This is a genomic window from Streptococcus sp. HJ1 (assembly GCF_052399005.1).
Taxonomy (GTDB): domain Bacteria; phylum Bacillota; class Bacilli; order Lactobacillales; family Streptococcaceae; genus Streptococcus.
The window spans coordinates 1,709,509-1,722,947 of sequence record NZ_CP199005.1; the positions used below are offsets into that span (position 1 = coordinate 1,709,509).

Here is a 13,439-nt window from a genome sequence, read left to right on the forward strand (position 1 = left end):
TTCAAAATACACCTATAGATTTTTAAAGAAAGATAGTTTCTAATCACTTTTTTACCATTCAGGAAGTTTCAATGACAATTCAAGATTTTATAAAATATGAACTTAGTATCATGGTATAATAAATTCATATTTTATATGAAAGGATTTGCCAATGACTTCTTATAAACATACATTTGTTCCTCAAATAGATGCTAGAGACTGTGGTGTCGCTGCCTTAGCCTCGATTGCTAAATTCTATGGTTCAGATTTTTCTCTAGCTCACTTGAGAGAACTTGCAAAGACCAACAAAGAAGGGACGACTGCTCTTGGCATTGTAAAAGCCGCAAATGAAATGGGATTTGAAACAAGGCCTGTTCAAGCAGATAAAACGCTCTTTGACATGAGTGATGTCCCCTATCCATTTATCGTTCACGTTAACAAAGAAGGGAAACTCCAACATTACTATGTTGTCTATCAAACAAAGAAAGACTATCTGATTATTGGTGATCCTGACCCTTCTGTAAAAATCACAAAAATGTCAAAAGAACGCTTTTTCTCTGAATGGACTGGAGTAGCTATTTTTCTAGCTCCCAAACCCAGCTATCAACCCCATAAAGATAAAAAGAATGGTCTACTGAGCTTCCTCCCTCTGATTTTCAAACAAAAATCTCTCATTGCTTACATTGTTCTCTCAAGCTTATTAGTCACTATTATCAATATCGGTGGTTCTTATTATCTCCAAGGAATCTTAGATGAATACATCCCAAATCAGATGAAATCAACTTTAGGAATTATCTCAATTGGTCTAATTATCACCTATATCCTCCAACAAGCCATGAGCTTCTCCAGAGATTATCTCCTAACTGTTCTGAGTCAGAGATTAAGTATTGATGTGATTTTATCCTATATTCGCCATATTTTTGAACTTCCTATGTCTTTCTTTGCGACACGTCGTACAGGAGAAATCATTTCACGGTTCACAGATGCTAACTCTATTATAGATGCCTTGGCTTCTACCATTCTTTCTCTTTTTCTGGATGTTTCTATTCTGATTCTTGTAGGGGGCGTCTTACTGGCACAAAACCCTAATCTCTTCCTTCTTTCTCTTATTTCCATTCCTATATACATGTTCATCATCTTTTCTTTTATGAAGCCTTTCGAAAAAATGAACCATGATGTCATGCAAAGTAATTCTATGGTTAGCTCTGCTATTATCGAAGATATCAACGGGATTGAAACTATAAAGTCGCTCACGAGTGAAGAAAATCGCTATCAAAATATAGACAGCGAATTTGTAGATTATTTGGAAAAATCCTTTAAACTTACTAAATATTCTATTTTACAAACTAATTTAAAGCAAGGAACAAAGTTAGTTCTTAATATCTTTATCCTATGGTTTGGTGCTCAATTAGTCATGTCGAGTAAAATTTCTATCGGTCAGCTGATTACCTTTAATACACTTCTTTCTTACTTTACAACTCCTATGGAAAATATTATCAACCTCCAAACCAAACTCCAATCTGCGAAGGTTGCTAATAACCGCTTGAACGAGGTCTATTTAGTCGAATCTGAATTTCAAGTTCAAGAAAACTCTGTTCATTCACATTTTTTGATGGGCGATATTGAATTTGATGACCTTTCTTATAAGTATGGTTTTGGGCGAGATACCTTAACGGATATTAATCTAACGATTAAACAAGGAGATAAGGTCAGCCTGGTTGGAGTTAGTGGTTCTGGTAAAACAACTTTAGCCAAAATGATTGTCAATTTCTTTGAACCTTACAAAGGACATATTTCCATCAATCATCAGGATATTAAAAATATTGATAAAAAAGTCTTGCGCCGTCATATTAATTACCTGCCCCAACAAGCCTATATCTTTAATGGCTCTATCTTGGAAAACTTAACCTTGGGTGGTAATAATATGATTAGCCAAGAAGATATTCTAAAAGCTTGCGAATTAGCTGAAATCCGTCAAGATATTGAAAGAATGCCTATGGGCTATCAAACTCAACTTTCTGATGGAGCAGGTCTGTCAGGAGGACAGAAGCAACGAATCGCCCTCGCTCGTGCTCTTTTAACTAAATCTCCTGTTTTAATACTAGATGAAGCTACTAGTGCTCTCGATGTTTTGACTGAGAAAAAGGTTATAGATAATCTTATGTCCCTAACTGATAAAACCATTCTCTTTGTAGCCCATCGTCTAAGTATAGCCGAACGGACTAACCGTGTCATTGTTCTTGACCAAGGGAAAATCATTGAAGTTGGTAGTCATCAAGAGTTAATACAGGCGCAAGGCTTCTACCATCATCTATTCAACAAATAAGGAGAATGTTATGAATCCTAATCTTTTTAGAAGCGTCGAGTTTTATCAGAGACGTTACCATAATTATGCGACAGTATTGATCATACCACTTTCATTACTGTTTACTTTCATCGTGATTTTCTCCCTTGTTGCTACAAAAGAGATTACTGTTACATCGCAAGGAGAAGTCACTCCTACAAGTGTCATTGCATCCATTCAGTCAACCAGTGATAATACTATCTTAGCTAATCATTTAGTGGCAAATCAAGTAGTTGAAAAAGGTGACTTACTCATCAAATACTCTGAAACAATGGAAGAAAGTCAGAAAACTGCCTTAGAAACTCAGTTACAAAGACTTGAGAAGCAAAAAGAAGGACTTGGAATTTTGAAACAAAGCTTAGAAAAAAATACCGATCTTTTTTCTGGTGAGGATGAGTTTGGCTACTATAATACCTTTATGAATTTTACTAAACAAGCTCATGATATTGAGCTGGGTATCTCAAAGACTAACACTGAAGTTTCAAATCAAGCCAATCTTGCTAATAGCAGTTCATCAGCTATCGAACAAGAAATTACAAAAATTCAACAACAAATTGGAGAATATGAAGAGCTGAGAGATGCTATCATAAACAAAAGAGCACGCTTACCGACTGGCAATCCACACCAGTCAATTTTGAATCGTTATCTTGTAGCCTCACAAGGACAAACACAGGGAACTGCAGAGGAGCCATTTTTATCTCAAATCAATCAAAGTATTGCAAATCTTGAATCATCTATCGCAAGCCTCAAAATTCAGCAAGCTGGTATCGGAAGTGTAGCAACTTATGATAATAGTTTAGAAACCAAAATTGAAGTACTCCGCACTCAATTTTTACAGACTGCTTCTCAGCAACAACTAACCGTGGAAAATCAATTAACAGAATTAAAAGTACAACTAGATCAAGCGACACAGCGCTTAGAAAATAATACCTTAACCGCTCCAAGTAAAGGTATCATTCATCTGAACAGCGAATTTGAAGGTAAAAATAGAATTCCGACTGGTACAGAAATTGCTCAAATATTCCCTGTCATCACAGATACAAGAGAAGTACTAATCACTTACTACGTATCATCTGACTATCTCCCCTTACTAGATAAAGGACAAACTGTAAGATTAAAACTTGAGAAGATTGGAAATCACGGTATTACCATCATTGGCCAACTTCAGAGCATTGATCAAACTCCTACCAGAACAGAACAAGGAAATCTCTTTAAACTAACCGCTCTTGCAAAACTATCTAATGAGGACAGTAAACTCATCCAATACGGCTTACAAGGTCGCGTCACTAGTGTAACTGCAAAGAAAACATATTTTGATTATTTCAAAGATAAAATTTTAACACATTCTGATTAATTTTCAGATAACACTCTATAACTATTTATTATCTTATAAAACAGGAGAATCGTAACATGGATAAGAATCAAAACCTAACTTCATTTCAAGAACTAACAACTACTGAACTCAACCAGATTACAGGTGGAGGATGGTGGGAAAATTTCTTATATAGCGTTAATAGATATTCTCATAACATCACACAAGGACTTCATCAGCCAATACAACTATAAAAAAATAAGATCGAGATACAAGAACTCTCGGTCTTATTTTCATCATTCTGTATGCATCATAGTAAGTATCTGACGAAAGACTTGATTTTGACAGATAGTATTGAGACTAGCATTGGGATAACTTTCCACTATCTTCATAACGGTATAAAGACCAACTCCTCTCTCCTCCCCTTTAGAACTAACTCCAAAAGAGAAGATTTCAGAAACATCTATGCCCTCTTCTTTGATGGAGTTTTCAATGATAAAGTTTTCCTTCGCTCCACTTTTTAAAAAGGCGATTGAGACATAAGGTTGACTAGCCTCTGCACTAGCTTCAATAGCATTGTCACAAAGGATAGACACAATGGTTAGAAAATCAAGTAGGCTCATCCCCTCAACTTGAATCTCCTCAGGAACCTCGACATTAAAGACAATATCCTTTTCTCTGGCTTTTATAAATTTTCCTGCGAGGAGACTTTTGAGGGCACGGTCCCGAATATTCACCAATCGGCCCAGGTCATATTTGTTGTCCTGCAATTTTTCACTAGAATCCTTCAAGACGGAGTCGTAGATCTCTTTTATCTGCTCCATATCCTCCTCTTCAATGCCTAGGCTTAAGCTGGTCAAGAGGTTGGCATAATCATGACGAAAGCTCCGAACTTCCTTATAAAGCTCCTCTATATGCCGACTATAGCGTTCCATATCTCTATAGCGCAGGGCCTGCTCTTGGTTCAGTTTCTCCTGAAGTTTTTCCTTCAAATAGGTATCCAGCTTCTTGATAACCCCCATAAAAAAGAGCATGTAAAACACTAGGATCAGATGGCGAACAGTCTTTGATTGAATGCTTTGTTCATATTCAAAGAAAGACAGAGTTTCCATAACTAGATAGTAGGTTCCCATTATCCAGTTAATTTTAGTCAGGGACTTTTGAAAACCTTTATCTAGAATCTCCCTTCTCAAACTAGTAAAATCATAGTCCAACCATTTCAAAAAGACTAGAGAAATGAAGAAATTGAAAATTATTATACATAACCCAGTAAGTGAGTAGCCATCATATACTTGCCCTTGTCCCAAAAATGGAAGCACAAAATAGGAGACTCCTCTATAAAAGAGATTCACCAATATCATTGGAAAGAGACCATAAAAGAAAAGAAGTTTTTTAGGAAGCCCTCTTAACAATAAGAAAGATAACCCTATGCCAAACAAAGGTTCTATAAAATATGACAAATATTCACTCACAGCTAAAAATTTAAAAGTCGCAAAAATGGCCCCTAGGAGAAATTTCAGAAGAAAGGCCTTAAAAATCCTCTCGAAAGTGAGACCAATTCCATCTACCTTAAAGAAAATGACAATTTCTAGCCCATTAGTAATAAGTGTATACAATAATATCCAAGTAATATTCATAAATTCTCCTAGCTCAATGCAAATTATTGATAGCCTCAGACACTTCCCTAACCTTATAACGCGCGATTAGACAACTTCCACCATTGGCAAAGAAAAGCAGTTTTTCTTTCTTATCCAAATGCACTACATTGGCTGGATTGATGAGAAAAGAACGATGACACTGCAAGAGACGAGGCTCCTGCTTGAGAACCTCCTCTAGACTCGCCGTAAATTCCAGCCTATCCGTCTTGGTATAGAGAATAACACGATGGGGTCTTGGGGACGTTTCGAGATAGTAAACCTCTTTAAAAGGATACTGGAATTGAGCAAATTTTGATTTAAAGTAAAAGCAATCTTCCGCCAGGCTTTTGCTGTCTTGACTATCGGCATAGAGAAGAGCTGTCTCGATACGAGACTCAAACTCCTCTGCCGACAAGGCCTTATCAATGTAGTCCAAAGCTGATACCTGGTAGCGAAAGGACAGGGGCATAAACTCCGAGTGAGTCGTCACAAAGACAATCAGGGCATAAGGATCTCGATCCCGAATCTTTCTTGCCACTTCTAGGCCTTTCATCTCCTCATTTCGAATCTCAATGTCCAAAAAGAAAAGCTGATGTGCTCCCTTCTCATGCACCTCTGCTAGCAGTTGGTCTGGCTTGCCAAAAACTTCAAAAGAACTCGGAGTGATATGATGTTCCTTCAAGAGTTTCTCAATCACCGTTTCAATCCTAGCTTGTTGGGAAAAATCATCTTCTAAAACAAATATTCTCATCTTCTTACTCTCCTTCTTTCAACCATTTTTGGCGAATGTCTCTATAGCGACGTCTGGCACACTGAACAGCATATCGACCTTCTTCTCCAAGAAAAAGAGTCTTTGATTGGATATCCATGGATTTTAGCCGTTCAAGGTTAACCAGACAATTTCGATGACATCTCGTCAAGGTTTCCCCATATTGTTTCTCAAGATTGCTTAAATTTTGAAATAGATCAAAGCTAGCGTTTTCTGTAACAATCTGTACGGTATGGGCTTTGTTTGGATGCGTTTGGATATAGTAGATATCCTCTATGTTTAATTTGAAAATTTCTTTCTCTTTTTGGATGATAATGTAGTTCATGGATAAAACCTCCTAAAAAGAGGATAGCATAAATCTAGAAACTATTTTTCACCAAATCCTAAACGGTTCTCAAAAATTCCTAAAGTGTCGAATCATTCGCAAAATAGCTATGATAACCTTACAATCATTTTATCATAAAATCCTGCAATTACCATTCAGGAAATTTCAATGACAATTAAAGATTTGAAGGTAAAAAAAGAGGTAAAAGTGATAGACTATGATTATAGAAAGACAATCACTTGAAACAACTTTAAAACCAGCACAAAGGAGGCATTCTCATGACAGATACAGACCCAATCAAAAGAGCTCAGAAACTGATAACTGAGTTAAACAAAGCCTACCAAGTCTGCAAACAGGCAACAGCTGACGATGTCCGCTTTCAGGAGCAGCTGAACAATATCCTTGACTTTCTCTCTAAAACTGAGACAGTGGATAATCGATTCTTGATTGAGCTGGAAAAATTTTACCAGACTTCCAGTCTTCTCCTGGGTCTCAGCGCTCTCAATCCAGATGCTCCTACTCGCGCCGCTTGGCGAGCCTATGACCGTTTCCACTTTGACCAAGTCAAAACCAAGCTAAGTCTCTACGGACCAACTATTATCTTGTAGAAAATAAAAGAAGCTGAGACAGAACTCAACTTCTTTTTTAGTGTCCTATAAGTAAGATTAATCCTGCATCTGACGTTTTACCTGATAAGGCAAATACAAGACTTGTAAAACCAGTCCAGCTCCAAGCAGGGCTAGAAGGGCTAGTTTTTCTTGGAGGGTAATCAAACCAACTATCAGTTGAACCATTAAAACAAAACCTGTCAATCCTCGGATAACTTCCTGTAGTCCCTTCTCTTTCTCCCCTTTTTCTAATGGAAAGAGCTTGGTCAAGTACTGGTAGTCAAAAGCATGATAGAGGGCCAGCAACTGAAAGAGCAAGAGGTAGTTAAATAGGACTACCACTGCTGTAGCGATCCAAGCTTGCTCGATAAAGACTAGAGCTAGCAAGGATAGGAGCAAGAGGCGGAGACTGAGGGCAAAGAGGTCTCCATTTCGCAAGTAAGAACGAAGATAGAGATTTTGCCAGATCTTCCCTGGCACCTTTTGAACGGTCTTTAGGATGAAATCCAGATAAGCGCGACGTTTGACACTATTTGAAACGCCCTTGACCTGAGTAAAGAGAGCAAAGAAACGAAGCAAGACTTGCTTGCGCTTGCTTTCTTGGGCGATCACATAGTCCCAGTCCAGTCCAGTTTCAGTGAAAAATTTACTAGCTTTGTGCCGAAAGAGGAGGTATTTCCCAGCTCCTAATAAAAGCACATAGACAAGAAAGACTGGCAAGCCATAGCCCATGGCTAAAAACAAGGGTGCAAACAAGAGTAAAAAGAGGGTTTGAACAATTGTCCAGAAAACCAATGAACGCGACGTCTGCCCTTTGAGGTACAACTTGACCTCCTCTTCACTGACTAAGAGAAAGAGTTTATCCGGTCCTTCCATGTAGGTCGCGATTCCTCCCCAAGCTAAAAGCAAGGCAGAGACAATCCCCAAAAACAAGAGGATAGGCCAATGATTTTCAGGAAAATCTTGCAGGAGTTGACTGTACTGGTAAGCTAGAAAACCGATGAGAACTAGCAGGAACAAGACAAAATGGTCATTTAGAACATAACGCAGATAACCAAGACACTCCTTACGAAAAGCCTGCTTTCTCTTTAAAAACAAGTCTTTCATAGCTCCTCCTCTTTGGTCAGAGCCAAGTAAATATCATTCAAACTCGCTTCAGGCATGGCAAAAGCATCCCGCAGTTGCTGGAGGTTCCCCTGAGCCCGCACCTCCCCCTTGTGGAGAATGACAAAGGCATCACACATCTTTTCCGCTGAGTCTAGCACGTGGGTACTCATGAGAATGGACTTGCCTTTTTGCTTTTCCACTTCCAAAAGCTGGATCAAGTCAGAAATGGCCAAAGGATCGAGCCCAAGGAAAGGCTCATCAACGATGAAAAGACTCGGATCTACGACAAAGGCACAGATAATCATGACCTTCTGCTTCATCCCTTTGGAAAAATGCACTGGGAACCAGTCTAATTTTTGATCCAAACGAAACATTTTTAACAAAGATTCTACTCGCTCAAAAGCCACTTTTTGCTCAATACCATAGGCCATGGCAACCGTCTCGATATGCTCTCTGAGGGTCAATTCCTCATACAGACTAGGCGTTTCTGGGATATAGCCAATCTGCTTGCGATAGTTGGTCGCATCTTCTCGCAGGGTGAGACCGTTAATCTTGATTTCCCCACTGTAAGGTGTCAACAGACCAATAATCTCATTGATAGTCGTTGATTTTCCAGCACCGTTGAGCCCAATCAAACCGACCAACTGCCCACTTTCAACGGTAAAGGACACATCTTTCAAGACAGGGACGTGAACATAGCCTCCTGTCAGGTTTTTAATTTCTAACATATTTTCTCCGAATCTGGTATAATGTAGCTATATTATATCAAAATTCAATACAGTAGAGGTGGATTTTATGTCAGATTGCATTTTTTGTAAGATCATCGCAGGGGAAATTCCTGCTTCAAAAGTATACGAAGATGAGCAGGTTCTTGCCTTTCTTGATATCTCTCAAGTAACGCCTGGGCACACCCTCATTGTACCCAAAGAGCACTATCGCAATCTTTTAGAGATGGACGCTACCAGCGCCAGCCAACTCTTTGCCCAAGTACCAACAGTGGCTCAAAAAGTCATGAAGGCTACCAAGGCTGTTGGCATGAATATCATTGCCAACTGCGAGGAAATCGCTGGTCAAACGGTCTTTCATACCCATGTACACCTCGTACCTCGCTACGGTGCAGAAGATGACCTCAAGATTGACTTTATCGCCCACGAACCTGACTTTGACAAACTTGCCCAAGTCGCTGAAACCATTAAAAACGCTTAAGGAGATGCCATGAAACTATCAAATCTACTGCTATTCGCAGGAGCTGCTGCTGGAAGTTATTTTGTCGTAAAAAATCGCCAAGCCATTCAGGATGAAGTGCTAGATACAACTGACCGCGTCCAAGCTATCAAGGATGATTTGGATATCATCCAAAACAGCCTACAAATCATCGACCAACAAAAAGCCCTTATCAAGGAATACCAAAAAGATTTAACCTACAAATTCAAAGTTTTAGAAAAAGATTTCCAGACTAGACTAGCTGTGATAAAAGAAACACAGGAGCATGAGGATAAGTAAAAAGAGCCCGATGGCTCTTTTTAGTTTATAGATTTTTTAAGACTTTCCTTAAGTAATGACGAACAGTAGCGACCTTCTTCGAAGCTCCATACCTAAACTTTGAGCCTAGGCCTCAAAGTGTCCGGACACCTGAAATCAATCGGTTTCAGGTGTTTTCATTACAGCGAAAAGTCTGGGAAAGTATTTGATTTATACTCAATGAAAATCAAAGAGCAAACTAGGAAACTAGCCGCAGACTATACTGGAGTACGGCAAGGCGACGTTGACGCGGTTTGAAGAGATTCTCGAAGAGTATTAGTTATGAAATGGTGAATGAGTTGTCTCAATTGTGGTGTATAGTTGATGGGATATAGCTTGTTTACGCTTTAAAAAGAGCCCGCCGGCTCTTTTTACTTTATTCTCCTTCAAAGGCATCTTTTATATGGTCAAAGAAGCCTTTTTTCTTTGGATTGACTTTCAAGTCACCTGCAGCTGCGAACTCTTTAAGCGCTGCTTTTTGGCGGTCGTTCAAACCTGTCGGAGTCACGACATTGACAGTAACGTATTGGTCACCAACGGCACCGCCACGAAGGCTCGGTGCTCCCTTGCCACGCAGACGGAATTTCTTGCCAGTCTGAGTTCCTTCTGGGATAACCAATTCAACATCTCCATGCACGGTTGGAATTTCCACAGTATCTCCAAGAGTAGCTTGGACAATATTAAGATTTAACTTGTAGAAAATAGTTGTTCCTTCACGTTCAAACTTATCGCTAGCTTCCACAGAAACTACTACATACAAGTCACCATAAGGTCCACCGTTAAAGCCTGCTTCACCTTGACCAGCTAGGCGGATTTGTTGGCCTGTTTCCACACCAGCAGGGATCTTCACATGTACGCTATGAGCTTGTTTTTCATGACCTGTTCCGTGACAAGTTGTACATGGATCTTTAATTTCTTTTCCGCGACCATGACAGACATCACAAGTTACTTGACGGCGCATCATACCAAGAGGAGTCTGCGTATCAACGTTAATAACACCAGCACCATGACAGCGTCCACAAGTGACTGGACTTGTCCCTGGCTTAGCACCAGATCCATTACATGTACGACAGCTGGCTTCACGGTTGTACTTAACTTCTTTTTCTGTTCCGAAGATAGCTTCTTCAAAGGTCAAGTTCACACGGTACTGGAGGTCATCCCCTTGACGAGGAGCGTTTGGATTGCGTGAAGCTCCACCCCCCCCGAAAAAACTTGAGAAGATATCTTCAAAACCACCGAATCCACCTGCTCCGTCAAAGCCACCAAAACCGCCAGCACCACCAAAGCCACCGTTGGCACCTGCAGCACCATACTGGTCGTAGGCTGCACGTTTTTGGTCGTCACTTAAAGTCTCATAGGCTTCTTGAACTTCCTTGTATTTTTCCTCAGCGCCAGGCTCCTTGTTAATATCTGGGTGGTATTTTTTGGAAAGCTTACGATAAGCCTTTTTGATCTCGTCTGCCGAAGCGTTTTTTGACACCCCCAGACGATCATAAAATTCAGTATTGTTCATACAAGATACTAAGAGCGAACAGAAAGCGACTGAAATTTAGGAAACCGACAAGAAATCCTGATTTCTTAGGAGGTTTATCTAATTTCCAAGCTTTCCGCTCGAGTTCAATTACGAACACCCTTATTCCTTTCTGTTAATATTACGGAACGAAACCACGATTTAGGTCGGGTTCAATTCCTTTCTAACTTAGTGTAAGAAAGAACCGGAAATTTGCATTCCAATTTCTTTCTTACCGAAAAACAGAGGCTGGGTTGCAACCTCTGGATTTCTTCTTATCATTACGACGTTCAAGTTTTAAAAATCAAACTAGTAATGCTAAATCGAGCACGCCCTAACCTCTTGGTGAAAAAGACAAATCTTCCTAGAAACTAAAGTTTCTGCGTCAGATTTCCTATTTTCACTGTGAGGTTTTTACGGGCTTTGCATCTTATTTTTCCGTAAACTCTCCGTCTACGACGTCATCGCCTGCGTTTCCTGTTGCTTGTGCGCCTTCTGCTCCTGCTTGAGCTTGTTGTGCTGCTGCGGCTTGTTCGTAGAGTTTAACAGCAAGTCCTTGAGCTTTTTCGTTCAATGCTTCGAGTTTTGCTTTCATTTCGTCCAAGTTGTTGTCTTCTTGCGCTTTCTTAAGGTCATCAAGAGCAGCTTGGGCAGAATCACGTTCTGCATCGAAGCCTTTTCCTTCAGTTTCCTTGATTGTCTTTTCAGTCGCAAAGATTGCTTGGTCTACTTCGTTACGAAGGTCTACTTCTTCTTTACGTTTCTTATCTGCTTCAGCGTTAGCTTCTGCATCTTTCATCATGCGGTCGATTTCTTCATCTGTCAAACCTGAGTTAGATTGGATAACAATTGTTTGTTCTTTTTGAGTTCCAAGATCTTTAGCCTTAACAGATACGATACCGTTCTTGTCAATGTCAAATGTTACTTCGATTTGAGGAATTCCACGAGGTGCAGCTGGGATATCTGTCAATTGGAAACGTCCAAGAGTCTTGTTATCTGCTGCCATTGGGCGTTCACCTTGAAGAACGTGGATATCAACGGCTGGTTGGTTGTCCGCTGCAGTTGAGAAGACTTGTGATTTAGATGTTGGAATAGTAGTGTTGCGGTCGATAAGTTTTGTGAAGACACCACCCATTGTTTCGATACCAAGTGACAATGGAGTTACGTCAAGAAGGACAACGTCTTTAACATCACCAGTGATCACACCACCTTGGATCGCAGCACCCATAGCGACAACTTCATCAGGGTTTACTGATTTGTTTGGTTCTTTACCAGTTTCAGCCTTAACAGCTTCAACAACAGCAGGGATACGAGTTGAACCACCAACAAGGATCACTTCGTCGATTTCTGACAAGCTCAAACCTGCATCTGAAAGAGCTTGACGCACTGGAACTTTTGTACGTTCAACAAGGTCACGAGTCAAATCATCAAATTTCGCACGAGTCAAGGTCATTTCCAAGTGAAGAGGTCCAGCTTCACCAGCAGTGATGAATGGCAAGCTGATTTGTGTTGAAGTTACACCAGAAAGATCTTTCTTAGCTTTTTCAGCTGCATCTTTCAAACGTTGCATTGCCATCTTGTCAGTAGACAAGTCAATACCGTTTTCTTTCTTGAATTCTGTTACCAAGTGGTCGATGATTTTTTGGTCAAAGTCGTCACCACCGAGTTTGTTGTCCCCTGCAGTTGACAATACATCGAAGACACCGTCACCCAATTCAAGGATAGATACGTCGAATGTACCACCACCAAGGTCGAATACCAAGATTTTTTCTTCTTTGTCAGTCTTGTCCAAACCGTAAGCAAGGGCCGCTGCTGTTGGTTCGTTGACGATACGTTCTACTTCAAGACCAGCGATTTTACCAGCGTCTTTAGTTGCTTGACGTTGAGCATCGTTGAAATAAGCTGGGACTGTGATAACTGCTTTGGTTACTTTTTCACCAAGGTATTCTTCAGCGTAACCTTTCAAGTATTGAAGGATCATAGCTGAGATTTCTTGTGGAGTATATTCTTTTCCGTTAGCAGAAACTTTTTCTGAAGTTCCCATCTTAGATTTGATAGAGATAACTGTATCTGGGTTTGTAACTGCTTGACGTTTTGCGGCATCACCAACGATGATTTCGCCGTTTTTGAATGATACTACAGATGGAGTTGTACGGTTTCCTTCTGGGTTTGCGATGATTTTTGATTCAGTTCCTTCAAGAACTGCTACTGCTGAGTTTGTTGTACCTAAGTCAATACCGATAATTTTAGACATGTGTTTTTCTCCTTGTTGTTTTTTCTTCTTTTTTTGATATTTCCCTTAAGTGGTGGGGGCGTGAGCAACTCCC

General features: G+C 40.0%; 13 protein-coding genes. 6 read left to right on the forward strand and 7 right to left on the reverse strand.

Going from position 1 to position 13,439, the window contains the following annotated elements; genetic code table 11:
* The first annotated feature begins 151 nt into the window (after positions 1-151).
* The 3 genes from blpA to blpC are packed head-to-tail and all read left to right on the forward strand — an operon-like array spanning position 152 to position 3,889.
* On the forward strand, positions 152-2,305 hold the full coding sequence (blpA, locus tag ACT17O_RS08790; protein WP_095726455.1) for a peptide cleavage/export ABC transporter BlpA: 2,154 nt from the start codon (positions 152-154) through the stop codon (positions 2,303-2,305).
* A 10-nt stretch (positions 2,306-2,315) separates the two neighbouring features.
* Complete coding sequence (gene blpB / locus ACT17O_RS08795; protein WP_095726454.1) at positions 2,316-3,677, forward strand: peptide export ABC transport accessory protein BlpB; 1,362 nt, start codon at positions 2,316-2,318, stop codon at positions 3,675-3,677.
* Between the two features lie 56 nt (positions 3,678-3,733).
* Entirely contained in the window at positions 3,734-3,889 is a 156-nt protein-coding gene (gene blpC / locus ACT17O_RS08800) for a quorum-sensing system pheromone BlpC (RefSeq protein ID WP_000360258.1), read from the forward strand.
* 42 nt (positions 3,890-3,931) lie between these two features.
* Here blpC and ACT17O_RS08805 read toward each other — a convergent pair whose 3' ends face one another.
* From ACT17O_RS08805 to ACT17O_RS08815, 3 genes are read right to left on the reverse strand one after another with little or no spacing between them, the layout of a single operon-like run.
* Positions 3,932-5,272: a sensor histidine kinase gene (locus ACT17O_RS08805; protein WP_095726453.1), complete on the reverse strand. Its 1,341-nt coding sequence runs from the start codon at positions 5,270-5,272 to the stop codon at positions 3,932-3,934.
* A gap of 13 nt (positions 5,273-5,285) precedes the next feature.
* Positions 5,286-6,023, reverse strand: a complete 738-nt coding sequence (locus ACT17O_RS08810; RefSeq protein WP_101800372.1) for a response regulator transcription factor — start codon at positions 6,021-6,023, stop codon at positions 5,286-5,288.
* A gap of 4 nt (positions 6,024-6,027) precedes the next feature.
* A complete protein-coding gene (locus ACT17O_RS08815; protein WP_101800371.1) occupies positions 6,028-6,366 on the reverse strand; it encodes a LytTR family DNA-binding domain-containing protein in 339 nt (112 codons plus the stop codon).
* Between the two features lie 278 nt (positions 6,367-6,644).
* Between ACT17O_RS08815 and ACT17O_RS08820 the strand changes: the two genes are divergently transcribed.
* A complete protein-coding gene (locus tag ACT17O_RS08820) occupies positions 6,645-6,974 on the forward strand; it encodes a helicase BlpT (RefSeq protein ID WP_221161142.1) in 330 nt (109 codons plus the stop codon).
* 57 nt (positions 6,975-7,031) lie between these two features.
* On the opposite strand, the gene ACT17O_RS08825 is transcribed toward ACT17O_RS08820, so the two are convergent.
* A complete protein-coding gene (locus ACT17O_RS08825; protein WP_444817429.1) occupies positions 7,032-8,081 on the reverse strand; it encodes an ABC transporter permease in 1,050 nt (349 codons plus the stop codon).
* On the reverse strand, positions 8,078-8,809 hold the full coding sequence (locus tag ACT17O_RS08830) for an ABC transporter ATP-binding protein (protein ID WP_101800368.1): 732 nt from the start codon (positions 8,807-8,809) through the stop codon (positions 8,078-8,080). The genes ACT17O_RS08825 and ACT17O_RS08830 overlap by 4 nt, the downstream gene beginning before the upstream one ends.
* Before the next feature lie 67 nt (positions 8,810-8,876).
* On the opposite strand from ACT17O_RS08830, the gene ACT17O_RS08835 reads away from it, so the two are divergent.
* A complete protein-coding gene (locus ACT17O_RS08835; RefSeq protein ID WP_125384974.1) occupies positions 8,877-9,287 on the forward strand; it encodes an HIT family protein in 411 nt (136 codons plus the stop codon).
* A gap of 9 nt (positions 9,288-9,296) precedes the next feature.
* The gene (locus tag ACT17O_RS08840) at positions 9,297-9,584 is read left to right on the forward strand and encodes a hypothetical protein (protein ID WP_444817430.1); all 288 of its coding nucleotides are present in this window, start codon (positions 9,297-9,299) and stop codon (positions 9,582-9,584) included.
* A 394-nt stretch (positions 9,585-9,978) separates the two neighbouring features.
* Here the strand turns inward: ACT17O_RS08840 and dnaJ are convergent, their stop codons facing one another.
* A complete protein-coding gene (gene dnaJ, locus ACT17O_RS08845; protein ID WP_001066315.1) occupies positions 9,979-11,115 on the reverse strand; it encodes a molecular chaperone DnaJ in 1,137 nt (378 codons plus the stop codon).
* Between the two features lie 427 nt (positions 11,116-11,542).
* On the reverse strand, positions 11,543-13,366 hold the full coding sequence (gene dnaK, locus ACT17O_RS08850; protein WP_125441743.1) for a molecular chaperone DnaK: 1,824 nt from the start codon (positions 13,364-13,366) through the stop codon (positions 11,543-11,545).
* Between the last annotated feature and the right edge of the window lie 73 nt (positions 13,367-13,439).

Excerpts from the sequence above, each read along its gene's own strand:
- blpA (WP_095726455.1), top strand. The coding sequence starts at position 152 with ATGACTTCTTATAAACATACATTTGTTCCTCAAATAGATGCTAGAGAC.
- blpB (WP_095726454.1), top strand. The coding sequence starts at position 2,316 with ATGAATCCTAATCTTTTTAGAAGCGTCGAGTTTTATCAGAGACGTTAC.
- blpC (WP_000360258.1), top strand. The coding sequence starts at position 3,734 with ATGGATAAGAATCAAAACCTAACTTCATTTCAAGAACTAACAACTACT.
- ACT17O_RS08805 (WP_095726453.1), bottom strand. The coding sequence starts at position 5,272 with ATGAATATTACTTGGATATTATTGTATACACTTATTACTAATGGGCTA.
- ACT17O_RS08810 (WP_101800372.1), bottom strand. The coding sequence starts at position 6,023 with ATGAGAATATTTGTTTTAGAAGATGATTTTTCCCAACAAGCTAGGATT.
- ACT17O_RS08815 (WP_101800371.1), bottom strand. The coding sequence starts at position 6,366 with ATGAACTACATTATCATCCAAAAAGAGAAAGAAATTTTCAAATTAAAC.
- ACT17O_RS08820 (WP_221161142.1), top strand. The coding sequence starts at position 6,645 with ATGACAGATACAGACCCAATCAAAAGAGCTCAGAAACTGATAACTGAG.
- ACT17O_RS08825 (WP_444817429.1), bottom strand. The coding sequence starts at position 8,081 with ATGAAAGACTTGTTTTTAAAGAGAAAGCAGGCTTTTCGTAAGGAGTGT.
- ACT17O_RS08830 (WP_101800368.1), bottom strand. The coding sequence starts at position 8,809 with ATGTTAGAAATTAAAAACCTGACAGGAGGCTATGTTCACGTCCCTGTC.
- ACT17O_RS08835 (WP_125384974.1), top strand. The coding sequence starts at position 8,877 with ATGTCAGATTGCATTTTTTGTAAGATCATCGCAGGGGAAATTCCTGCT.
- ACT17O_RS08840 (WP_444817430.1), top strand. The coding sequence starts at position 9,297 with ATGAAACTATCAAATCTACTGCTATTCGCAGGAGCTGCTGCTGGAAGT.
- dnaJ (WP_001066315.1), bottom strand. The coding sequence starts at position 11,115 with ATGAACAATACTGAATTTTATGATCGTCTGGGGGTGTCAAAAAACGCT.
- dnaK (WP_125441743.1), bottom strand. The coding sequence starts at position 13,366 with ATGTCTAAAATTATCGGTATTGACTTAGGTACAACAAACTCAGCAGTA.